The organism is Streptomyces spinoverrucosus (assembly GCF_006539505.1).
GTDB classification, from domain to species: Bacteria; Actinomycetota; Actinomycetes; order Streptomycetales; family Streptomycetaceae; genus Streptomyces; species Streptomyces spinoverrucosus.
In genome coordinates this window covers 1-22,202 of sequence record NZ_BJND01000059.1, presented here as the reverse complement: position 1 = coordinate 22,202, position 22,202 = coordinate 1, and the positions used below count along the sequence as shown (strand labels likewise).

General features: G+C 71.0%; 20 protein-coding genes. 11 read left to right on the top strand and 9 right to left on the bottom strand.

Features of this window, described 5'->3' with window-relative positions; all coding sequences use genetic code 11:
• Positions 1-97: 97 nt before the first annotated feature.
• Positions 98-1,180 carry a nicotinate-nucleotide--dimethylbenzimidazole phosphoribosyltransferase gene (gene cobT, locus SSP24_RS32395; protein WP_141313535.1) on the bottom strand — a complete coding sequence of 361 codons (1,083 nt, stop codon included), beginning with the start codon at positions 1,178-1,180 and terminating at the stop codon, positions 98-100.
• A gap of 160 nt (positions 1,181-1,340) precedes the next feature.
• On the opposite strand from cobT, the gene SSP24_RS32390 reads away from it, so the two are divergent.
• Complete coding sequence (locus tag SSP24_RS32390) at positions 1,341-2,396, top strand: class I SAM-dependent methyltransferase (RefSeq protein WP_141313534.1); 1,056 nt, start codon at positions 1,341-1,343, stop codon at positions 2,394-2,396.
• A gap of 6 nt (positions 2,397-2,402) precedes the next feature.
• On the opposite strand, the gene SSP24_RS32385 is transcribed toward SSP24_RS32390, so the two are convergent.
• Complete coding sequence (locus SSP24_RS32385) at positions 2,403-3,611, bottom strand: bifunctional adenosylcobinamide kinase/adenosylcobinamide-phosphate guanylyltransferase (RefSeq protein WP_141313533.1); 1,209 nt, start codon at positions 3,609-3,611, stop codon at positions 2,403-2,405.
• A 148-nt stretch (positions 3,612-3,759) separates the two neighbouring features.
• Between SSP24_RS32385 and SSP24_RS32380 the strand changes: the two genes are divergently transcribed.
• Positions 3,760-3,972 carry a hypothetical protein gene (locus SSP24_RS32380; RefSeq protein ID WP_141313532.1) on the top strand — a complete coding sequence of 71 codons (213 nt, stop codon included), beginning with the start codon at positions 3,760-3,762 and terminating at the stop codon, positions 3,970-3,972.
• A 35-nt stretch (positions 3,973-4,007) separates the two neighbouring features.
• On the opposite strand, the gene SSP24_RS32375 is transcribed toward SSP24_RS32380, so the two are convergent.
• From SSP24_RS32375 to SSP24_RS32365, 3 genes are all read right to left on the bottom strand, one after another.
• On the bottom strand, positions 4,008-5,057 hold the full coding sequence (locus tag SSP24_RS32375) for a S1C family serine protease (RefSeq protein WP_141313531.1): 1,050 nt from the start codon (positions 5,055-5,057) through the stop codon (positions 4,008-4,010).
• A 187-nt stretch (positions 5,058-5,244) separates the two neighbouring features.
• Positions 5,245-5,946, bottom strand: a complete 702-nt coding sequence (locus SSP24_RS32370) for a class I SAM-dependent methyltransferase (RefSeq protein WP_141313564.1) — start codon at positions 5,944-5,946, stop codon at positions 5,245-5,247.
• A gap of 83 nt (positions 5,947-6,029) precedes the next feature.
• Positions 6,030-6,659, bottom strand: a complete 630-nt coding sequence (locus tag SSP24_RS32365) for a DUF3043 domain-containing protein (protein ID WP_167529760.1) — start codon at positions 6,657-6,659, stop codon at positions 6,030-6,032.
• Between the two features lie 261 nt (positions 6,660-6,920).
• Here SSP24_RS32365 and SSP24_RS32355 point away from each other — a divergent pair, with 261 nt between their 5' ends.
• The 5 genes from SSP24_RS32355 to SSP24_RS32335 all read left to right on the top strand — a co-directional run bounded on the left by SSP24_RS32355 (position 6,921) and on the right by SSP24_RS32335 (position 13,242).
• Positions 6,921-7,715 (top strand): PspA/IM30 family protein, encoded by a 795-nt coding sequence (locus SSP24_RS32355; protein WP_141313529.1) that lies wholly within the window; start codon positions 6,921-6,923, stop codon positions 7,713-7,715.
• A gap of 19 nt (positions 7,716-7,734) precedes the next feature.
• Complete coding sequence (gene pspAA, locus SSP24_RS32350) at positions 7,735-8,016, top strand: PspA-associated protein PspAA (RefSeq protein WP_141313528.1); 282 nt, start codon at positions 7,735-7,737, stop codon at positions 8,014-8,016.
• A gap of 65 nt (positions 8,017-8,081) precedes the next feature.
• A complete protein-coding gene (locus tag SSP24_RS32345; RefSeq protein WP_141313527.1) occupies positions 8,082-9,302 on the top strand; it encodes a sensor histidine kinase in 1,221 nt (406 codons plus the stop codon).
• A complete protein-coding gene (locus tag SSP24_RS32340; RefSeq protein ID WP_141313526.1) occupies positions 9,299-9,985 on the top strand; it encodes a response regulator in 687 nt (228 codons plus the stop codon). Before SSP24_RS32345 ends, SSP24_RS32340 begins: the two co-directional genes overlap by 4 nt.
• A gap of 155 nt (positions 9,986-10,140) precedes the next feature.
• The gene (locus tag SSP24_RS32335) at positions 10,141-13,242 is read left to right on the top strand and encodes an efflux RND transporter permease subunit (protein ID WP_141313525.1); all 3,102 of its coding nucleotides are present in this window, start codon (positions 10,141-10,143) and stop codon (positions 13,240-13,242) included.
• 51 nt (positions 13,243-13,293) lie between these two features.
• On the opposite strand, the gene nadA is transcribed toward SSP24_RS32335, so the two are convergent.
• Positions 13,294-14,478, bottom strand: a complete 1,185-nt coding sequence (nadA, locus tag SSP24_RS32330) for a quinolinate synthase NadA (RefSeq protein ID WP_141313524.1) — start codon at positions 14,476-14,478, stop codon at positions 13,294-13,296.
• 344 nt (positions 14,479-14,822) lie between these two features.
• Between nadA and SSP24_RS32325 the strand changes: the two genes are divergently transcribed.
• Positions 14,823-15,179, top strand: coding sequence for a HesB/IscA family protein (locus SSP24_RS32325; RefSeq protein ID WP_006135694.1), 357 nt, complete (start codon positions 14,823-14,825; stop codon positions 15,177-15,179).
• Positions 15,180-15,253: 74 nt separating this feature from the next.
• Here the strand turns inward: SSP24_RS32325 and SSP24_RS32320 are convergent, their stop codons facing one another.
• Both SSP24_RS32320 and SSP24_RS32315 read right to left on the bottom strand, forming a co-directional pair.
• Positions 15,254-16,915, bottom strand: coding sequence for a hypothetical protein (locus SSP24_RS32320; protein ID WP_141313523.1), 1,662 nt, complete (start codon positions 16,913-16,915; stop codon positions 15,254-15,256).
• 116 nt (positions 16,916-17,031) lie between these two features.
• Entirely contained in the window at positions 17,032-17,241 is a 210-nt protein-coding gene (locus SSP24_RS32315) for a hypothetical protein (RefSeq protein WP_141313522.1), read from the bottom strand.
• A 205-nt stretch (positions 17,242-17,446) separates the two neighbouring features.
• Between SSP24_RS32315 and SSP24_RS32310 the strand changes: the two genes are divergently transcribed.
• Positions 17,447-18,421 carry a carbohydrate kinase family protein gene (locus tag SSP24_RS32310; RefSeq protein WP_141313521.1) on the top strand — a complete coding sequence of 325 codons (975 nt, stop codon included), beginning with the start codon at positions 17,447-17,449 and terminating at the stop codon, positions 18,419-18,421.
• 84 nt (positions 18,422-18,505) lie between these two features.
• On the opposite strand, the gene SSP24_RS32305 is transcribed toward SSP24_RS32310, so the two are convergent.
• A complete protein-coding gene (locus SSP24_RS32305; RefSeq protein WP_141313520.1) occupies positions 18,506-19,882 on the bottom strand; it encodes a cysteine desulfurase/sulfurtransferase TusA family protein in 1,377 nt (458 codons plus the stop codon).
• 264 nt (positions 19,883-20,146) lie between these two features.
• Between SSP24_RS32305 and ctaC the strand changes: the two genes are divergently transcribed.
• Together ctaC and SSP24_RS32295 are read left to right on the top strand one after the other, a co-directional pair.
• Positions 20,147-21,106 (top strand): aa3-type cytochrome oxidase subunit II, encoded by a 960-nt coding sequence (gene ctaC, locus SSP24_RS32300; protein WP_141313519.1) that lies wholly within the window; start codon positions 20,147-20,149, stop codon positions 21,104-21,106.
• Positions 21,103-22,202, top strand: a 1,100-nt coding sequence (locus SSP24_RS32295) for a cytochrome c oxidase subunit I (RefSeq protein WP_174864762.1), incomplete at its 3' end; no start/stop codon positions are given. The genes ctaC and SSP24_RS32295, both read left to right, overlap by 4 nt.

Genomic DNA, 22,202 nt, shown 5'->3' with positions numbered 1-22,202 from the left:
GTGCGGTGGTGCGGATACGTGACGACACGTACAGAGACCGCCCGAAACCTACCGAAAGTTGATCGCAGCCCGTGTGACCCGCACCTCTCGGGCGCCCCTACTCTTCCCCCGGCTCCTCGGTCGGCTGCTTCTCCTCCGGCCGCTCCGGCAGCTCCGCCGCCAACGCCGCCGCGGCCTGCACCAGCGGCAGCGCCAGCAGGCCCCCCGCGCCCTCCCCGACCGACACGCCATGGTCGATCAGCGGCTCCAGCGCCATCCGGTCCAGCGCCTTGGCCTGCCCCGGCTCCCCGCTGTTGTGCCCGGCCAGCCACCAGTCCGGCGCCCGGAACGCGATCCGCTGCGCCACCAGCGCACACGCGGCGGCCACCACACCGTCCAGGATCACCGGCATCTTCCGCACCGCGCACTGCAGCAGGAACCCGGTCATCGCCGCGACATCGGCGCCACCGACCGCCGACAGCAACTGCAACTGATCCCCGAGCACCGGCCGCGCCCGCCGCAACGCGTCCCGGATCGCCGCACACTTGCGCATCCACACCAGGTCGTCGATCGCGAGCCCGCCCCGCCCGGTCACCACCGACGCGTCGGTCCCGCACAGCGCGGCCACCAGCACCCCGGCCACCGTGGTCCCGCCCACGCTCACATCGCCGAGCACCACCAGATCCGTACCGGAGTCGGCCTCCTCGTCGGCCACCGCGACCCCGGCCCGGAACGCGGCCTCGGCCTCCTCGGCCGTCAGCGCGTCCTCGATGTCGATGCGCCCACTGCCACGCCGTACCCGGTGCTTCACCACGTCCTCGGGCAGCGCCTGCGGATCGCAGTCCAGCGCCATGTCCACGACCCGCACCGGCACGCCCAGCCGCCGGGCCAGCACGGACACCGGCCGGCCGCCCTCAAGCACCTCCCGCACCAGCTCCACGGCGCTCCCCGCGGGCCGCGCCGACACCCCCAGCTCCGCGACGCCGTGGTCACCGGCGAACAGCACCACCCGCGGCCGTTCCACCGGCCGCACCGGTACGGCACCCTGTGCCGCGGCCAGCCACTCACCCAGGTCGTCGAGGCGCCCCAGCGAACCGGGCGGCACGATCTGACGCTCCCGGCGCGCCTCCGCGTCGCGGCGCACCCCGCCGTCGGGGCGCTCGATCAGATCGGTGAAGTCGTCGAGATTAAGCGGGCTCATTCGCCGAACAGTACCGGCCCCGATCGAACAGGACGGCGCCACATGGCGACCACGACCCCACCACGTCGTTGCACCCAAGATCGCGATCCCATACGTTCCGGTTTGCAGCGGATTGTCGTACGTCCCTCCCCGCCCCGTCCGTCGCGCCCCGGAGCCGCCCATGTCGTCGTCCGCCCCCCTCGCCCCACCGCCGATCGACCTGCGCCGCGCCAAGTACCTCGCCGAACTCACCCAGGGCACCGAGCGTTTCCACGCACCGCGCCGGGACAACTGCCCCTGGTGCGGCGGGCAGCGCCTGCGCACGCGCCTCACGGCACCCGACGTGATCCAGCGCAAGCCGGGCACGTTCACCCTCGACGAGTGCGAGGACTGCGCGCATGTCTTCCAGAACCCCGGGCTCACGCCCCAGGGCACGGCGTTCTACCACCGGGACCGGGAGCTGTACGAACGCCCGCCCTCCCGCCGCCGCAACCGCGAGCGCGTCCGGGCGATGCTGCACCTCCCGGAACCGGAGAGCTGGCTGGACGTGGGCACCGGCGACGGCGACTTCCCGGCCACCGCGCAGGAGTTGCTCCCGTACACGTCCTTCGACGGCACGGACCCCACCCCGCGCGTCCTGGGCGCCCGCGCGTCGGAACGCGTGGAGGAGGCCTACGTCGGCCGCCTCAGCAGCCCCGGCCTGCTGGCCCACCTGCGCTCCCGCTACGACGTGGTGAGCGTCTTCCACCACCTGGAACAGTCCCCGTCCCCCCGCGAGGACCTCCGGGCGGCGATCGCGGCGCTCCGCCCCGGCGGGCACCTCATCCTCGAACTGACCAACCCGCACAGCACGTTCGCCGCACTGCTGGGCAAGTGGTGGCCCGGCCACGCGCAGCCCCGCCAGGCCCATCTCATCCCGCTCCACAACGTCCACCAGGTCTTGGAGTCGCACAACTGCACGATCCTCACCACGGACGAGGCAACCCCCCACACCCCCACAGACCTCGCCACAGCGGCGACCCGGGCCCTCACCCAGGCCCTCCCTGCCCCCGACACCCCCTGGCGAGTCACCCCGCCCACCGTGCTGCAACACACCATGCGCGCAGCCCTGACGCCGGTGACCGTCCCCGTACGCCTGACGGCCGCAGCCCTGGACCACACGCTGGCGCCCCTCCTCCGGCGCACCGGCTTCTCCAACGCGTACCGGGTGATCGCCCGCAAGAACCCGGTCCCGTAGGAACCCTTACCCCCGCAGCACCACAGCCTGCCCCGCCACCACCAGCAGCACCTGCTCGCACTCACCGGCGAACGCCGCGTTCAGGCGCCCGAGTTCGTCCCGGTAGCGCCGCCCGGACGCGGTGGCGGGGACGATGCCCGAGCCCACCTCGTTCGACACGGCGACCACCACCCGTCGCGTGCCCCGCACCGCCTCCGTCAGCGCGTGCACCCGCGCGCGCAGCGCCTTCTCGCCGCCGTCGGCCCACTCCGCGTCGTCCCACGCGCCCACGGCGTCCATCGCGTCCGTCAGCCACAGCGACAGGCAGTCGATCAGCAGCGGCGGTCCGTCCTCCGCGAGCAGCGGTACCAGGTCGCACGTCTCCACCGTCCGCCACGACCCCGGCCGCCGCTCCCGGTGCGCGGCCACCCGCTCCGCCCACTCGCCGTCCCCGTTACGTGTGCCGCCGGTCGCGACGTACAGCACATGGGGGAACGCCTCCAGCCGACGCTCCGCCTCCACCGACTTGCCCGACCGCGCCCCGCCCAGCACCAGCGTCCGCCGCGGCACGTCCGGCACGTCCTCGTAGGCCCCGACCGCCAGACTCGCCCCGTCCGGCACGGCCCGCGCCCCCGCCGCGGCCAGCCGCCGCCGCAACTCGGCCCCGGGCGGCACGTCGTGATCCAGGTGTACGGCGATGACGTCCGTCGTGGGCCCGACCGCCCCCGCCGACCGCAACCGCGCCAGCGCGTCCGGCCGCCCCACGACATCCACGAGCACCATGTCGTACGGCCCCGCCGACGCGCCCCCCTCCTCCAGCCCGGCCGGTGCACACCCCGGCGGCAGATACAGCAACCGCTGCCCGTCCGGCCCGGTCACCGCGTACCCCGTCCCCGGCGCGTCCATCGCCAACGCCCGCACCCGGTGCCCCGTCAGCAGCGCCAACTCCCGCCCGTCCGGCACCCGCCCGGGCTGCGGCAGCCCGGCCGGCACCTCCACCGGCGGCCCGCCGTGCGGATGCGACAGCAGCACCTGCCGTACCCCTGCCAGCGACCGCCCCGCCCGCGCCGCCGCGAACGCCGCCCCCGGGGTCAGGTCGAGCAGCAGCGCCCCGTCCACGAGCACGGCCGTGGCCGCCCGCGCGTCCGGCCCGAGTGCGGTGGCGCAGGCCGCGCAGGGACAGTCGGGGCGGGGAAGTCCCGCGGGGGCGCCGGTGCCGAGCAGAGTCAGTTCCACGATCCGATTTTCGCCGGTCACGGATCATCCTGCGTGACGGAGACCCACCCAGGGGGTCGGGACTGTGTCCACCGGAGCGAATACCCTCTCCGCAGGGGCCGCACCAAGATCGGCCCCTGCACTGCTGGTGCTGACACGCGGAGGCGACATGGCGGCATGGACGTGGCGGTTCGAGAAGGCCGACGGGACGGAGGTCCAGCCCGCGGTGCAGCCCGAGGAGTTCACCACGCAGGGGGACGCCGAGTCCTGGATCGGCGAGCACTGGAAGGAACTGCTCGCCGGGGGCGCGGACCAGGTACGGCTGTTCGAGGACGCCACCGAGATCTACGGTCCGATGAGCCTGCACGCCGAACAGGCCTAGGGGCGGGACGGGGCGGCCTGAGCGGGCCGCCCTTCTCACTGCTCGCCCAGCGTCACGTCCACGGTCCGCTCCTGGCCGTTCCGCGTGAACGTCACCGTCGTCCGGTCGCCCGGCTTCAGTACCGCCAGCGCCTCGGCGAGTGAGGTGATGGTGGTGATGTCAGTGTCACCCAACCTGGTGATGATGTCCCCGCGCTCGATCCCGGCCTTGTCCGCCGCCCCGCCGGAGCGCACCGCGGCGATGGCCACCCCGGCGGGTTGGTAGTCCGCGTCGACGACGGTACGGCCCGTGATGCCGAGCGCCGCCCGCCCCGAGTCGGTGACCCGGCCCTCCCGGACGATCTGGTCGGCGACCGTCTTCACCATCGACGCCGGAATCGCGAACCCGATACCGGGCGCGGCGCCCTCCCCGAGGCCGGGGTCGATCGCGCCGAGCGTCGGGATGCCGATGACGTGCCCGTCGAGGTTCACGAGGGCGCCGCCGCTGTTGCCCGGGTTGATGGCCGCCGACGTCTGCACCATGTTGGCGATCGTCGCGCCCGGACCGCCGTTGCTGCGGGGCTCCGTGACGGTCCGTCCGGTCGCCGAGACGATCCCCTGCGTCACGCTCGACGACAGCCCGAGCGGCGAGCCCATCGCCAGCACGATCTGCCCGACCTCCACCTTCGCCGAGTCCCCGAAGGTCGCGGGCCGCAGCCCCTTGGGGAGCCGGTCCAGCTTCACCACGGCCAGGTCCTGCTCGGGGTACGAGTAGACGAGCCGGGCGCCGAGCTGGTCCTCGGAGTTGGCGGTCGTCACCTGGAACGTCCGCTGCTCACCGACGACGTGCGCGTTCGTGACGATGTGGCCCTTGTCGTCGTACACCACCCCGGAGCCCAGATCCTCGCGCCCCTGGATCTGCACGACCGACGGCAGGACGTCGCCGATCACCCTCCGGTAGTCGTCCTGCAGATCGTTCGCCGCCACCGGCACAGCGGCCTGCCTGCTCGTCGACCCTTCCCCGGTGCACCCGGAGACGAGGACGAGGACGACGCAGCACAACAGACCCGCGACACGGCGCGGCGCCCGGACAGGGTGAGCTTCCATAACCCGAGTCTGGCTCCCGGACCTCGACGAGGACCCGCGCTGTACGCCCGAACGGGCTCAGTCACGGGGCGAGCCAAGTCCACCGACGGTTCGACCAACGCACGCCAGGGGCGCGGGGAACTGCGCGACCAGCCACGACGGCGCCGCACAAGACCAACGGCCCATAACGGCACCACCAGCGGAGCGCCTAGCCCCGAACCCCGCACAAGTGCAGCAACGCCGCGACCCCCCGGTACGGATCCGTCCGCCCGGCCCGTTCCTCCGCCACCAGCAGCGTCTCCACGTCCGCCGGGACCTCCGCGTCGTCCGCGGCCGTGTCGGTGAAGACCCGTACGCCGTACCAGGCGTGCAGCGGTGCGCCGATCCCGGCGAGTGTGGCCGTCAGCGTGGCCAGGCGGTCCGCCCGGACGTCGAGGCCCAGCCGGTTGCGGTACGCGGTGGTGTCGAAGGCGGCGAGCGCCGCGGCCCAGTCGCCGGACAGCCCCGGCCGGATCGCGAGCGCGTCGCCGTTGCGCACCAGCAGCGACAGCAGCCCGCCCGGCGCGAGCATCCGCGCCAGCCCCGCCAGCAGGGGATCCGGATCGTTGACGTACATGAGTACGCCATGACAGAGCACGACGTCGAAGCTGCCGGGCAGGAAGTGCACCCCCGTGTCCCGGCCGTCGCCCTCGATGAGCCGGACCCGCTCCTGGATCCCCACCGGCTCCTCCGTCAGCGCGGAGCGCGCCGCGGCGAGCATGGTGGCGTCCTTCTCTATGCCGGTCACCTGGTGCCCGGCCCGGGCCAGCCGCAGCGCCTGCGTGCCCTGACCCATCCCCACGTCGAGCACCCGCAGCCGCTGCCCGACCGGGAACCGCCCGGCTATCTGCTCGTCGAGCTGCCGGGCCACCAGCTCCTGCCGTACGACATCACGCAACCCGCCGAGCCCGCTCAGCCAGGCGTGCGCCGCACCCCCCGAGAAAGGCGTCGCGCTCAGGGCCGCTCTCCGCGCTTGACCTGCGGCTTGGGCAGCCGGAGTCGGCGCATCTGGAGGGAGCGCATCAGCGCGTAGGCGACCGCGCCGCGCTTGTTCTCGTCGGGGAAGCGCTCGGCCAGCCGCTTCTTCAGCCGGTACCCGGTGACGAACGAGTCCAGGACGATGAGCACGATCACCACCAGCCACAGCAGCAGCGCGATGCTCTGCAGCGCCGGCACCCGCACCATGCTCAGCACGAGGATGACCACGGCCATCGGCAGGAAGTACTCCGCGATGTTGAACCGCGAGTCGACGAAGTCACGGGCGAACCGGCGCACCGGACCCTTGTCGCGCGCCGGCAGATACCGCTCGTCACCGCCCGCCAGCGCCTGGCGCTGCCGCTCCATGGCGGCACGGCGCTCCTCGCGCTGCCGCTTGGCGGCCTCCTTGCGCGTCATCGACGTATTGGCGACGCTGCGGCGCTGGGACTGGGCCTCACTGCGCTTGGGCGTCGGCCGGCCCTTCGGGGCCTGCGGGTCACGGGGCTGCTTGGAGTCGGTCAGCTGCGCCTGGGCGGCGACGGCGGCCTTCTCGTCTTTGGCACGGCTACGGAACACAAAACCCAAGGGTACGGGGTCCCGGGGCATGGACCCCAGTCCGGCGGGGAACGATCCCGCAACACCACTCGTCTCTAAGGGGACAGAGGGGACGATGTGTACGCCCTCGGGTCCCCCGGGGCATACCCGGGGACCACCTACTCCCTACGCCGGAGCGGGAGCGCACTCAGTCGTCCTTGGGGATGAGCGCATCCGTCCCCGAACAGTGCGTCAATGGATGCAGGGCCCGTACTGTGGGTTCTGTCGCAGACCGGTGAGCTGGAGTCCGTCAGAAGGGGGCGCGCGAAGCCCATGAGCGGTGTCATGAAGCGTATGGGGATGATCTTCCGCGCGAAGGCGAACAAGGCCCTTGACCGGGCCGAGGACCCGCGCGAGACCCTCGATTACTCGTACCAGAAGCAGCTGGAGCTGCTCCAGAAGGTCCGCCGTGGCGTCGCGGACGTGGCGACCTCGCGCAAGCGCCTGGAGCTCCAGCTGAACCAGCTGCAGACCCAGTCGACCAAGCTGGAGGACCAGGGCCGCAAGGCGCTCGCGCTGGGCCGTGAGGACCTGGCCCGCGAGGCCCTCTCCCGCCGGGCCGCCCTCCAGCAGCAGGTGACGGACCTGGAGACCCAGCACGCGACGCTCCAGGGCGAGGAGGAGAAGCTCACCCTGGCGGCCCAGCGCCTCCAGGCCAAGGTCGACGCCTTCCGCACCAAGAAGGAGACGATCAAGGCGACCTACACCGCGGCCCAGGCCCAGACCCGGATCGGCGAGGCCTTCACCGGCATCTCCGAGGAGATGGGCGACGTCGGGCTGGCCATCCAGCGGGCCGAGGACAAGACGGCCCAGCTCCAGGCCCGGGCCGGCGCGATCGACGAACTGCTCGCCTCCGGCGCGCTCGACGACCCCACCGGCATGGCCAAGGACGACATCCAGGCCGAGCTGGACCGGCTCTCCGGTGGTACGGATGTGGAGCTGGAACTGCAGCGCATGAAGGCGGAGCTGGCCGGAGGCACCGGTGGCCAGCAGGCCATCGAGGGCGGCAAGGACGAGTCCCAGGCCCAGCAGCAGCCGCAGGACACCCCGCGCTTCGACAAGCAGTAGTCACTCACCGGAGGGCGACATGATCGTACGGATCATGGGGGAGGGACAGGTGAGGCTGGCCGACAGCCACCTCACCGAGCTGAACAAGCTGGACGACGAACTCCTGGCGGAAATGGAGAACGGCGACGGTCCCGGATTCCGCCGCACCCTCCAGGCCCTCCTCACCCAGGTCCGCGAACTGGGCGAGCCCCTCCCGGACGACTCCCTGGAACCCTCGGAACTGATCCTCCCGTCCCCGGACGCGACCCTGGAAGAGGTACGGGAGCTGCTGAGCGACGATGGACTGATCCCGGGGGGCTGACGAACAGCGGGACCGACCGCCGGCCCCGTTCCACGCCCCGCGAGGTACCCGTACCGTTGACAGCCGTGAGCACCCTCGAAAGCGCCCGGCGCCATCTGAAGGCGCACCCCACGGCGCTGGACGCGGCGCTGGCGGCCGGCGTACTGGTCTGCATGGTGGCCGCCTCCCTGGTGGACCCGCATGGCAAGCACGGCGTCAACTGGGTGCTGCGCACCCCGGACATCCTCAGCCTCGTCCTCATGGTGCTCGGCGCCGCCGCCCTGGTGTTCCGCCGCCGCGCCCCCATGCGGGTCCTCGGCATCACCGGCACCCTCTCCGTCGTCGAGTTCATCACCGGCGACCCCAGAGCCCCGGTCGCCATGTCCGCCGTGGTCGCCCTCTACACCGTCGCCGCCAGCACCGACCGCTCCACCACCTGGCGCGTCGGCCTGCTCACCATGACCGTGCTGACCGGCGCCGCCATGCTCGCCGGCCCGCTGCCCTGGTACACCCAGGAGAACCTCGCCGTCTTCGCCTGGACCGGCATGGCCGCGGCCGGCGGCGACGCGGTCCGCAGCCGCCGCGACTTCGTGCAGGCCATCCGCGAGCGCGCCGAGAAGGCCGAGCGCACCCGCGAGGAGGAGGCACGCCGCCGCGTCGCCGAGGAGCGGCTGCGCATCGCCCGCGATCTGCACGACGTGGTCGCCCACCACATCGCCCTGGTCAATGTGCAGGCCGGGGTCGCCGCACATGTCATGGACAAACGGCCCGACCAGGCCAAGGAGGCCCTCTCGCACGTACGCGAGGCCAGCCGCTCCGCGCTCAACGAGCTGCGCGCCACCGTCGGCCTGCTCCGCCAGTCCGACGATCCGGAGGCCCCCACCGAACCCGCCCCCGGCCTGGACCGCCTCGACGAACTCGTCGGCACCTTCCGCAGCGCCGGCCTGCACGTCGAGGTGGCCCGCGCCGACCACGGCACCAGCCTCCCCGCCGCCGTCGACCTGGCGGCGTACCGCGTCATCCAGGAAGCCCTCACCAACGTCCAGAAACACGCCGGTACGGCGGCGAAGGCCGAGGTCAGCGTCGTCCGCGTGGGGCCCAACATCGAGATCACCGTCCTCGACAACGGCTCCGGCGACGACGACGGCCCCGTCTCCGGCGGCGGCCACGGACTGCTCGGCATGCGCGAACGCGTCACCGCCCTGCGCGGCACCCTCACCACCGGTCCCCGCTACGGCGGCGGCTTCCGCGTCCATGCGATCCTGCCGGTCAAGACCCGCACCGCCCCAGCGAAGGACCCTGTATGACGATCCGTGTCCTGCTCGCCGACGACCAGGCGCTGCTGCGCAGCGCCTTCCGTGTGCTCGTCGACTCCGAGCCCGACATGGAGGTCGTGGGGGAGGCCTCCGACGGCGCGGAGGCGGTGCGGCTGGCGAAGGAGCAGCGCGCCGACGTGGTCCTGATGGACATCCGGATGCCCGGCACCGACGGGCTCGCCGCCACCCGCATGATCAGCTCCGACCCCGGCCTCGCCCACGTCCGGATCGTCATCCTGACCACCTTCGAGGTCGACGACTACGTGGTGCAGTCACTGCGCGCGGGCGCCTCCGGCTTCCTCGGCAAGGGCTCCGAACCGGACGAGCTGCTCACCGCCATCCGGGTCGCGGCCGGCGGTGAGGCGCTGCTGTCCCCGGCCGCCACCAAGGGTCTGATCGCCCGCTTCCTCGCGCAGGGCGGCGACACCCACGACGGCGACCGCGACCCCGCCCGTTCCGAGCGGCTGGACGCGCTGACGGGGCGCGAGCGCGAGGTCCTCGTCCAGGTCGCGGGCGGGCACTCCAACGACGAGATCGCCGAGCGGCTGGAGGTCAGCCCGCTGACGGTGAAGACGCACGTCAACCGGGCCATGGCCAAGCTGGGCGCGCGCGACCGGGCGCAGCTGGTGGTGATCGCGTACGAGTCGGGGCTGGTACGCCCAAGGGTGGACTGACCCCGCGCCGGGTGTACTGCGGCCGGAGTATGCGCCGTATAAGGAACTGGACCCAGGGGCGACGGATCACCGGGGGGCGATGGCTCAGGGTGTAGGTACGGGCGCTCACATGTGCCCGTTCTCCGCTCACGGCCACAGAAGAGAGACGCTGACCCATGTCCTGGCTGTCCAGATTCAGCCTCGCGCAACGGGCCCTGATAGGGCTGATGTCGATCGTTGCGCTCGCCTTCGGTGCGATCGCGATCCCACAGCTCAAGCAGCAACTGCTGCCCACCATCGAACTGCCCATGGTGTCGGTGCTCGCGCCGTACCAGGGCGCGTCCCCGGACGTGGTCGAAAAGCAGGTCGTCGAGCCGATCGAGGACAGCCTCGAAGCCGTCGACGGCATCACCGGCGTCACCTCCACGGCGAGCGAGGGCAACGCCCTGATCATGGCGTCCTTCGACTACGGCCCCGACACCCAGCAGCTCGTCGCGGACGTCCAGCAGGCCGTCAACCGGGCCCGCGTCCAGCTCCCGGACGACGTGGACCCGCAGGTCATCGCCGGTTCGACGGACGACATCCCCACCGTCGTCCTCGCCGTCACCTCCGACGAGGACCAGCAGGCGCTGGCCGACCGGCTGGACCGGACCGTCGTACCGGCCCTGGAGGACATCGACGGCGTCGGCCAGGTCACCGTCGACGGCGTGCGGGACCTCCAGGTCGCCGTCACCCCCGACGACCGTGAGCTGGCCCGGGCCGGCCTGAACACCCAGAGCCTCGTCCAGGCCCTCCAGGCTGGCGGCGCCACCGTCCCGGCCGGCTCCTTCGACGAGGACGGCAGCAACCGCACCGTGCAGGTCGGCGGCGGCTTCACCTCGCTGGGGCAGATCGAGGACCTGATGATCACCGGCGAGGGCGTCGACAAGCCCGTACGGCTGGGTGATGTCGCCGAGGTGACCGAGGAGCAGGCCAGGGCCGACTCCCTCACCCGCACCAACGGCAAGCCCAGCCTCGCCGTCGCCGTCACCATGGACCGCGACGGCAGCGCGGTCGCCATCTCCGACGCGGTCGAGGACAAGCTGCCCGAGATGCGCGCCGACCTCGGCTCCGGCGCGACCGTCACGGTCGTCAGCGACCAGGGCCCGGCGGTGTCCAAGTCCATCCAGGGCCTCACCACGGAGGGCGGGCTCGGCCTGCTCTTCGCGGTCCTGGTGATCCTGGTCTTCCTGGCGTCGATCCGCTCCACCCTGGTCACGGCGGTCAGCATCCCGCTCTCCGTCGTCCTCGCCCTGATCGTGCTGTGGACACGGGACCTGTCCCTGAACATGCTCACGCTGGGCGCCCTGACCATCGCCATCGGCCGGGTCGTCGACGACTCGATCGTGGTGCTGGAGAACATCAAGCGGCACCTCGGCTACGGCGAGGAGCGCCAGGAGGCCATCCTCAAGGCGGTCCGCGAGGTCGCGGGCGCGGTGACGTCCTCGACGCTCACCACGGTCGCGGTGTTCCTGCCGATCGGCCTGGTCGGCGGCATGGTGGGCGAGCTGTTCGGCTCGTTCTCGCTGACCGTCACGGCCGCCCTGCTGGCCTCCCTGCTGGTCTCGCTGACGGTCGTACCGGTCCTGTCGTACTGGTTCCTGCGCGCCCCCAAGGGCACCCCCGAGGACGCCGACGAGGCGCGCCGCCAGGCGGAGGAGAAGGAGGCGAGAAACAGGCTCCAGCGGTTCTACGTCCCCGTCCTGCGCTTCGCCACCCGGCGCCGCCTGACCAGCGTGGCCATCGCGGTCGTGGTCCTGATCGGCACCTTCGGCATGGCGCCGCTGCTGAAGACCAACTTCTTCGACCAGGGCGAGCAGGAAGTCCTCACCATCAAGCAGGAGCTGAAGCCCGGCACCAGCCTGGCCGCGACCGACGCCCAGGCGAAGAAGGTCGAGCAGCTGCTCGCCGACACCGAGGGCGTCAAGGACTACCAGGTGACGATCGGCTCCTCCGGCTTCATGGCCGCCTTCGGCGGCGGCACCGACACCAACCAGGCCTCGTACTCGGTGATGCTGGACGACTCCGCCTCGTTCGAGGACGTCCAGGACCGCATCGACGCGGGCCTGAAGAAGCTCGACGGCGTCGGTACGACCACCGTCGCGGCCGGTGACGGCTTCGGCAGCCAGGACCTCAGCGTGGTCGTGAAGGCGGCCGACGCGGACGTACTGCGCGAGGCCTCCGAGGAGGTCCGCAAGACGGTGGCCGGCCTGGACGACGTCACGGACGTCACCAGCGACCTGGCGACCAGCGTGCCGCGCATCTCCGCGACGGCCAAGGACGCGGCGGCCGCCGCCGGGTTCAACGACCAGACGCTGGGCGCGGCCGTGGCCCAGGCGGTGCGCGGCACTCAGGCTGGCAAGGCGACGCTGGACGACACCGAGCGCGACATCGTCATCAAGTCGGCAGAGCCGGCCCAGACCATCGCCGAGCTGCGCAACCTCCCGCTGGGCCCGGTGAAGCTGGGTGAGATCGCGACCGTGAAGCTGGTGGACGGGCCGGTCTCCATGACCCGGATCGACGGTCAGCGCGCGGCCACCATCACCGCCAAGCCGACCGGCGACAACACGGGCGCGGTCAGCACCGAGCTTCAGTCGAAGATCAACGCCCTGGACCTCCCGGCGGGCGCCACGGCCCGGATCGGCGGCGTCTCCGAGGACCAGGACGACGCCTTCGCCAACCTGGGCCTGGCCATGCTGGCGGCCATCGCGATCGTCTTCATGCTGCTGGTCGCGACCTTCCGCTCGCTGGTCCAGCCGCTGATCCTGCTGGTCTCCATCCCGTTCGCCGCGACGGGCGCGATCGGCCTGCTGGTCGCCACCGGCACCCCGATGGGCGTCCCCGCGATGATCGGCATGCTGATGCTGATCGGCATCGTGGTGACCAACGCGATCGTGCTGATCGACCTGATCAACCAGTACCGCAGGCAGGGGTACGGCGTCGTCGAGGCCGTGGTCGAGGGTGGCCGGCACCGGCTCCGCCCGATCCTGATGACCGCCCTGGCGACCATCTTCGCCCTGCTCCCGATGGCGCTGGGCATCACCGGCGAGGGCGGCTTCATCGCCCAGCCGCTGGCGGTGGTCGTGATCGGCGGCCTGATCACCTCCACCCTGCTGACCCTGCTCCTGGTCCCGACGCTCTACGCGATGCTGGAGCTCCGCAAGGAGCGCCGGGCGAAGAAGCGGGCGGCGAAGAAGCAGACGAAGCCCGAGGAAGTACTGGAGCCTGCGGGAGTCTGACAGACGGCGAAAGGGCCGGGTCTCCTACGAGACCCGGCCCTTTCGGCACTACTACGGCAGCGCCAGCATCCGCTCCAGAGCCAGCTTCGCGAACGCCTCCGTCTCCTTGTCCACCTCGATGCGGTTGACCAGGTTGCCCTCGGCCAGCGACTCCAGCGCCCAGACGAGGTGCGGCAGGTCGATGCGGTTCATGGTCGAGCAGAAGCAAACCGTCTTGTCGAGGAAGACGATCTCCTTGTCCTCCGGCGCGAAACGGTTCGCCAGACGGCGGACCAGGTTCAGCTCCGTGCCGATGGCCCACTTGGAGCCGGCCGGGGCCGCCTCCAGCGCCTTGATGATGTACTCCGTCGAGCCCACGTAGTCCGCGGCCGACACCACCTCGTGCTTGCACTCGGGGTGGACCAGCACGTTCACGCCCGGGATGCGCTCGCGCACGTCGTTGACCGAGTCGAGGCTGAAGCGGCCGTGCACCGAGCAGTGGCCGCGCCAAAGGATCATCTTCGCGGCCCGCAGCTCCTCGGCGGTCAGGCCGCCGTTCGGCTTGTGCGGGTTGTAGACGACACAGTCGTCGAGGGACATGCCCATGTCCCGCACGGCGGTGTTGCGGCCCAGGTGCTGGTCGGGCAGGAACAGCACCTTCTCGCCCTGCTCGAACGCCCACTCCAGGGCCCGCTTGGCGTTGGACGAGGTGCAGATGGTGCCGCCGTGCTTGCCGGTGAACGCCTTGATGTCGGCGGAGGAGTTCATGTACGAGACGGGCACGACCTGCTCGGCGATCCCGGCCTCGGTCAGCACGTCCCAGCACTCGGCGACCTGCTCGGCCGTGGCCATGTCGGCCATCGAACAGCCCGCGGCCAGGTCCGGCAGCACGACCTTCTGGTCGTCGGACGTCAGGATGTCCGCGGACTCGGCCATGAAGTGCACGCCGCAGAAGACGATGTACTCGGCCTCGGGCCGCGCGGCCGCGTCCTTGGCCAGCTTGAAGGAGTCGCCCGTGACGTCCGCGAACTGGATGACCTCGTCGCGCTGGTAGTGGTGGCCGAGCACGAAGACCTTGTCGCCCAGCTTCTCCTTGGCCGCGCGGGCGCGCATCACCAGGTCCGGGTCGGACGGCGAGGGCAGGTCGCCGGGACACTCGACGCCGCGCTCGCTGCTCGGGTCGGCCTCACGGCCGAGCAGCAGCAGGGCGAGGGGCGTCGGCTGTACGTCGAGCTCCTGGGTCTGGGCGGTGGTCACGACACGCACCCTTTCTGTTCTGCGGCTCGCCGACCCGGGGAGGCCGGATCGGCGGGACATACGGGACACCTTTTCGACTTTTCGTCGAAATGACGCTATCTATCATAACCGGTTCACGTCAGTTTGACGACGGCCATATTGTCGATGTGACGTGAATCCCGACACCTCCTCGTCGTATGGCGTTGTCCGGTTGTCCACAGGCCTGCTGTGCGCTCACGGAGGCATGTGCGAGCATGAAGAGGACGCCAAGGAGAAAAGACACGGGCCCGCCCCGGAATGAATCCGCGGCCCCGCCGGTTGCAACCGTCGGCAAGCAGTCTCCGTACAACCCGGGAGAGATGTAGATGTCCGTATCGGACGAGACCACCACCGTCACCGACGGCATCATCCTGACCGACGCCGCCGCGTCCAAGGTCAAGGCGCTGCTCGACCAGGAAGGCCGCGACGACCTCGCGCTGCGTGTCGCCGTCCAGCCCGGCGGCTGCTCCGGCCTGCGCTACCAGCTCTTCTTCGACGAGCGCTCGCTCGACGGCGACGTGGAGAAGGACTTCGGTGGGGTCAAGGTCGTCACCGACCGGATGAGCGCTCCGTACCTGGGCGGCGCGACCATCGACTTCGTGGACACCATCGAGAAGCAGGGCTTCACGATCGACAACCCGAACGCGACGGGTTCCTGCGCCTGCGGCGACTCCTTCAGCTGAGCGACGCCCACCAAGGCATGAGTGAAGGCGGCGGCCCCCCTTTTGCGGGGCCGCCGCCTTCATGCTGTGCTCGGCTACTTCGGCAGCCGCGCTCCCGGCTTCTCCAGGGGAATGCCCTTGCCGTCCGAGCCGATCACCTTCCGGTCGCCGAGCGGCTCGTCCAGTTGCACGGTCCGGTAGTGGACCTTGGCGATCAGGATGCAGACCTTGTCCGGCCACGGCTTCTCGGTCACCGTCACGGTCACCGTGTCGGGCCCCTCGACCGCCTTCGCCTCGTAGTCGGCGCACACCCCGCCCGTGAAGCTCACGGTCAGCTCCCGGCCCTCGGCGGTGTAGCCCTCCACCTGGACGTCCCGGGTGCGCGGCGCGTCCCCCGGCTCGGACGGGCGCGGACTGGGCTGCCCGCCCGACTGGGCCGAGGTCAGGTACTTCGGGTCGATCGCCGGATACGTCACCGTGAAGCTGTCCTGCGCCCCCGGCGCCCGTACCTCGAACAGCCAGGACGGCACCAGCGCCGGCCGGGCGTCCACCGAGTGCGAGGCCAGCCCGAAAACCGCGTCCTCGACGGTGACCTGCTCCTGCCGGGGCGCGCCGGCCGCCGCGTCGCAGGGCACTTCGCGCTCCAGCGGTACGGGACTGGCGCAGCCGCCGATGCCACCGCGCGGGGCGGGCGCCTGCGCCACGTTCATCAGCTCCAGCGTCCGCTCCGCGCTCAGCACGGGGTACGTCGCCCCCTGCACCGGCGCGGTCAGCTGGCCGCTCGCGGCCACCACGTCGCCCTGGGCGCCGACCGTGACCCCGGTCGGCCAGCCGTGGGTCGGCAGCCCGCCGACCACCGGATCGGCGTTCACGACCCGCTGTGCGCCGATGACCTGGCCGGCGTCCACCTTGGCGGAGTCCTGGCCGACCGCCTTCAGGATCGGCGCGGCCGCCTTCCTCGCCGCCTCCTCGCTCACCGGATCGGCGCCACCGGCGGAGGACTCCTTGCTGCACACCGTGGTGCTCTGGCAGTTGTCGGTGCCGGGGGCGTACCGGTGGAAGGTCCAGGTGCCGGGCGCCTGCCGGTTCACCTGGAGGCTGGGGCCCTGACCGTCCTGGCCGCCGATCTTCCAGGCCTGCCCCTCGGCGACGGGCGTCCCGTCGAGGTCGAGCGCCTCGGCGAGCCTCGCCACGTCCTCCTTGGTGACCTCGCCCTTCGGCCAGTGCACGGCCGCCGAGCGCGGGCCGTCCGGGAGGGCGCCGTCGGCCTGGTAGGTGACGCCGTTCGGGTCGGGTTCGCCGGGGGCGATGCCGTTCGGGGCGCCGGAGGAGTAGCCGTCGAGGGCGAGTGGCGGGGGAGTGCCGTTGCCCGCCGGGGCACCGGACCCCGTAGCGCCGCCGGAGCCGCCACCGGCTGACGCCGCGAGATAGGCTCCGCCGCCACCGACCAGCAGAACGGCGGCGGCGACGGAGGCGATGACGGCGGGGGAGCGGCGACGGGCGGGGCGGGGGGCATCGTGCTCTTCGCCCTGGTCCGCGCGGGTGACGTCCTGGTCCGCGCCCTGCTCGTTATGGGCGACGTCCTGGTCCGCGCGGTTGGCGTCCTGATCCGCGCCCTGCTCGTCACGGGCGACGTCCGGCTCCTGACGGTCGGCGCCCTCCTCGGTGTCGCCCGTGGTTCGCCCGTCGTCGGTCGGCTCGGCGGCGTCGGGCCCACCCGCGACGTCGTCGTCGTTGTCGGGTCGCTCGGTGTTCACCGCATCGCTCCTTCGGCTGCACAGCTCACGCTGGTGGGTCGTATCCCGTATCCCCTTTACGGGGGACAGCGATGGGACGCAGCGGGGGAGCGCACGGTTCCCGAAAGCGGGTCGGCTCAGTCGCCGTAGTCCGACATCGCGTCCAGCAGCCGGGCCGACTTCGGCGGCACGGTCACGCCGTGGATCAGCGACAGCGGGACCGGGCGGGTGGCGCCCCGGTCGGGGGCCGACCAGTGCGGGACCATCCGGGCGCAGTCACCGCGCAGCGAGGCCAGGTCGCCCTCCAGGTCGGCGGGGGTGGGGGCCGGGTCGTCGAGTTTCGTCATAGCGGCACCGTACACGCCGAGGCAGGCGAAGAAAGATCTACTATCGGGTAGTTTTGGCGGCTTCGAAGCAGTCCGCGGCCCCTTTGTCGACACCCGGCCGTCTCCCGGCCGTCTCTCCACACCATCCGGCCATCCGCTTCAGCGCCGGTGCCGCAACCGGGTAGCGTGAATCGTCAACCCCCCTCCACCCGGGAGATTCCACGCCGTGCGCATCGCAGTCACCGGCTCCATCGCCACCGACCACCTCATGACCTTCCCCGGCCGCTTCTCCGACCAGCTCGTCGCGGACCAGCTGCACACGGTCTCGCTGTCGTTCCTGGTCGACAAGCTCGATGTCCGCCGGGGTGGCGTGGGCGCCAACATCGCCTTCGGGATGGGCCAGCTCGGCACCCGGCCGATCCTGGTCGGCGCGGCCGGCGCCGACTTCGACGAGTACCGCGCCTGGCTGGACCGGCACGGCGTCGACACCGCCTCCGTGCGTATCTCCGAGACCCTGCACACCGCCCGCTTCGTGTGCACCACGGACGCCGACCACAACCAGATCGGCTCCTTCTACACCGGCGCCATGAGCGAGGCCCGCCTCATCGAGCTGAAGACCGTCGCGGACCGCGTCGGCGGCCTCGACCTCGTCCTGATCGGCGCGGACGACCCGGAGGCGATGCTCCGGCACACCGAGGAGTGCCGCTCCCGCACCATCCCGTTCGCCGCCGACTTCTCCCAGCAGATCGCCCGCATGGACGGCGAGGAGATCCGGATCCTGCTGGACGGGGCGACGTACCTCTTCTCCAACGAGTACGAGAAGGGCCTGATCGAGAACAAGACCGGCTGGAGCGACGAGGAGATCCTCGGCAAGGTCGGCCACCGCGTCACCACCCTCGGCGCCCGGGGCGTCCGTATCGAGCGGGCCGGCGAGGACCCGATCGAGGTCGGCTGCCCGCAGGAGGAGCGCAAGGCCGACCCCACCGGCGTCGGCGACGCCTTCCGCGCCGGTTTCCTGTCGGGACTTGCCTGGGGGGTTTCCCTTGAGCGGGCCGCGCAGGTTGGCTGCATGCTGGCGACTCTCGTTATCGAGACCGTGGGGACGCAGGAGTACGCGTTGCGGCGGGCGCACTTCATGGATCGGTTCACCAAGGCGTACGGCCATGACGCCGCCGCCGAAGTGCAGGCTCACCTGGTTTAGCGATTCGTCTGCGGGTGCGTGGGGGCTGGTCGCGCACACGCGGCGGTAGCCGCATATCGATACAGCCCCGCGCCCCCAGGTGCGTCACAGCGTCCGGCGGACCACGTAAGCCGTTCCCTTTTCTGCCGGCTCTTCGCCTACGTACTCCTGCCCCCGCATCGCGCACCACGCCGGGATGTCCAGCCGTGCCGCCTCGTCGTCCGCGAGTACCCGCACCGTCCCGCCCACCGGCACGTCGCCGATGACCTTGGCCAGCTCGATCACCGGGATCGGGCACAGCTTGCCCACCGCGTCCACGACGAGCGCGTCCTCCCGTACGACCGTGCTGGGGACCGGCGCCCCGAGCTTCTCCCGCACCGCCGCGACCGCCCCCGGCAGTACCTGAAGGAACCGGTCGACGTCGTCCTCCGCCGCCCCGAGCGGCAGTGACACCCGTACGTTGCCCTCGCTCAGCACCCCCATCGCCTTCAGCACATGGCTCGGCGTCAGCGTGCTGCTCGTGCAGGACGATCCGGACGAGACGGAGAAACCGGCGCGGTCCAACTCGTGCAGCAAAGTCTCCCCGTCGACATAGAGACACGAGAAGGTGACGATCCCCGGCAGCCGCCGTCGCGGATCGCCCACCACCTCGACATCGCCCAGCAGTTCCGGAACCCGCGCCCGGATCCGCTGCGTCAGCTCCCGCAGCCGTACCGCCTCCTGGGCCGCCTCGGCCCGTACGGCCCGCAGCGAAGCCGCCGCCGCGACGATCGCCGGGATGTTCTCGAATCCGGCGGCCCGCCCCGACTCCCGCTCGTCCGCGGGCCCTTGTGGCGCGAACCGCACCCCCTTGCGCACCACCAGCAGCCCCACCCCCGACGGCCCGCCCCACTTGTGCGCACTCGCCGTCAGCAGCGACCAGTCACCCTCCACCGGCCCCCACGCCAGCGACTGCGCCGCGTCCACCAGCAGCGGCACCCCGGCCTGACGGCACACCGACGCCACCTCGGCCACCGGCTGCACGGTCCCCACCTCGTGGTTGGCCGACTGCAGACACGCCAGCGCGGTATCGGGCCGCAGCGCCTCCGCGTACGCCTCCGCACGCACGGCGCCCTCGCGGCCCACCGCCACCTGAGTGGTCGTACCGCCGTCCGCCTCGTGCACCTCAGCCGCATGGAGCACCGAGGAGTGTTCGACCGCTGACACGATCAGGTGACGCCCGACCCGCCGCCGCCCGGCCAACGCGCCCGCGACACCGGTGTGCACGGCCCGCGTCCCGGACGAGGTGAACACCAACTCGTCCGCCCGGCACCCGACCGCCTCCGCGGCGGCCTCCCGTGCGGCATCCAGCAGCATCCGCGCCCGCCGCCCCTCCCGGTACAACCGCGCAGGATCGGCCCACCCTTCATCGAGGGAGGCCTGCAGGGCCTGCCGGGCAACAGGATGAAGAGGAGCAGCAGAGGCGGCGTCGAAGTAGGCCATACAGCAACGCTAAATCGCCGTGCAGATCGGCGTCCCCCAGGGGCGCGGGGAACTGCGCGAGCAACCACAAATCACCCGCAGCCGCCAAACCAGCGAACCACCCGAGCTACTAGGCCCCCCTCCTCGCGAACGCTCGAAGAGCGTCGGCTAGGGTTTGGTCCGCATAAACATCCAAACCCCTGCCCGACGCAGGGCGGCGACCGACCACCGAGTAAGGCAGGCCGCAGCCACAACGCGCGGGCGAGACTCTCGGGAAGGCGCTACGTGAGTCCCAACGGCTCCGACCGCTCGCCGCGGCGCCCGATGCGGCGGAAGCTGCTGCAGGCACTGACCGCGGGCCTGGTCCTGGCGACCGCCACCGGTTGCACATGGGAGGACTTCCCCCGCCTTGGTATGCCCACCCCGACCACGGAAGAGGCGCCGATCGTCCTCTCCCTGTGGCAGGGATCCTGGGCTGCCGCGCTCGCCGTCGGCGTGCTGGTGTGGGGCCTCATTCTGTGGAGTGCGATCTTCCACCGGCGCAGCCGCACCAAGATCGAGGTTCCTCCGCAGACCCGGTACAACGTCCCGATCGAGGCGCTGTACACGGTGGTTCCGATCATCATCGTCTCGGTCCTCTTCTACTTCACGGCACGCGACGAGTCCAAGCTCCTCGACATGTCCAAGAAGCCCGACGTCACGGTGAACGTGGTCGGCTTCCAGTGGAGCTGGTGCTTCAACTACATCGAGAACGTCGAAGGTTCCACGGGCGACGCCAGGACCGCCAAGGAACTGGACGCCATCCCGGACCGCTACAAGGAGGACTTCCCGGCGGACGCCGGCGGGGTCTACACCTGCGGTACGCCGGGTGAGCGGAACCCGCAGACGGGCAACCCGGGCCCGACCCTGTGGCTCCCCGAGGGCAAGACGGTCCGCTTCGTCCTCACCTCGCGTGACGTCATCCACTCCTTCTGGGTGGTGCCGTTCCTGATGAAGCAGGACGTCATCCCGGGCCACACCAACGCCTTCCAGGTGACCCCCAACAGGCAGGGCACCTTCCTGGGCAAGTGCGCCGAGCTGTGCGGCGTCGACCACTCCCGGATGCTGTTCAACGTCAAGGTCGTCTCTCCCGAGCGCTACGAGCAGCACCTCAAGGACCTCGCCAAGAAGGGGCAGACCGGTTACGTTCCCGCGGGCATCGAGCAGTCGAGCCACGAGAAGAACCGGGAGACGAACCAACTGTGAGCATCCTCAACGAACCCGCGGGTGCCGCCGAGGCCGGCTCGTACGAGAACGAGCTGCCGGTGCGGCGCAAGCAGCCCGGCAACGTCGTCGTCAAGTGGCTGACGACCACTGACCACAAGACGATCGGCACGCTGTACCTGGTCACGTCGTTCGCGTTCTTCTGCATCGGTGGCGTGATGGCGCTCTTCATGCGCGCCGAGCTCGCCCGCCCGGGTACGCAGATCATGTCGAACGAGCAGTTCAACCAGGCGTTCACGATGCACGGCACGATCATGCTGCTGATGTTCGCGACGCCGCTGTTCGCCGGTTTCGCGAACTGGATCATGCCGCTGCAGATCGGCGCGCCGGACGTGGCGTTCCCGCGGCTGAACATGTTCGCCTACTGGCTCTACCTGTTCGGCTCGCTGATCGCGGTGGCCGGCTTCCTCACCCCGCAGGGTGCGGCCGACTTCGGCTGGTTCGCCTACTCCCCGCTGTCGGACGCGGTCCGCTCGCCGGGTGTCGGCGCCGACATGTGGATCATGGGTCTGGCCTTCTCCGGCTTCGGCACCATCCTCGGCTCGGTCAACTTCATCACCACGATCATCTGCATGCGCGCCCCCGGCATGACGATGTTCCGGATGCCGATCTTCACCTGGAACGTGCTGCTGACCGGTGTGCTGGTCCTGCTCGCCTTCCCGGTCCTCGCGGCGGCGCTGTTCGCGCTGGAGGCGGACCGCAAGTTCGGTGCGCACGTCTTCGACGCGTCCAACGGTGGAGCGCTGCTCTGGCAGCACCTCTTCTGGTTCTTCGGCCATCCAGAGGTGTACATCATCGCGCTGCCGTTCTTCGGCATCATCAGTGAGGTCATCCCGGTCTTCTCCCGCAAGCCGATGTTCGGCTACTCGGGTCTGATCGCGGCGACCATCGCGATCGCGGGTCTGTCCGTGACGGTGTGGGCCCACCACATGTACGTCACCGGTGGTGTGCTGCTGCCGTTCTTCGCCTTCATGACGTTCCTGATCGCCGTCCCGACCGGTGTGAAGTTCTTCAACTGGATCGGCACGATGTGGAAGGGCTCGCTGTCCTTCGAGACGCCGATGCTCTGGGCCACCGG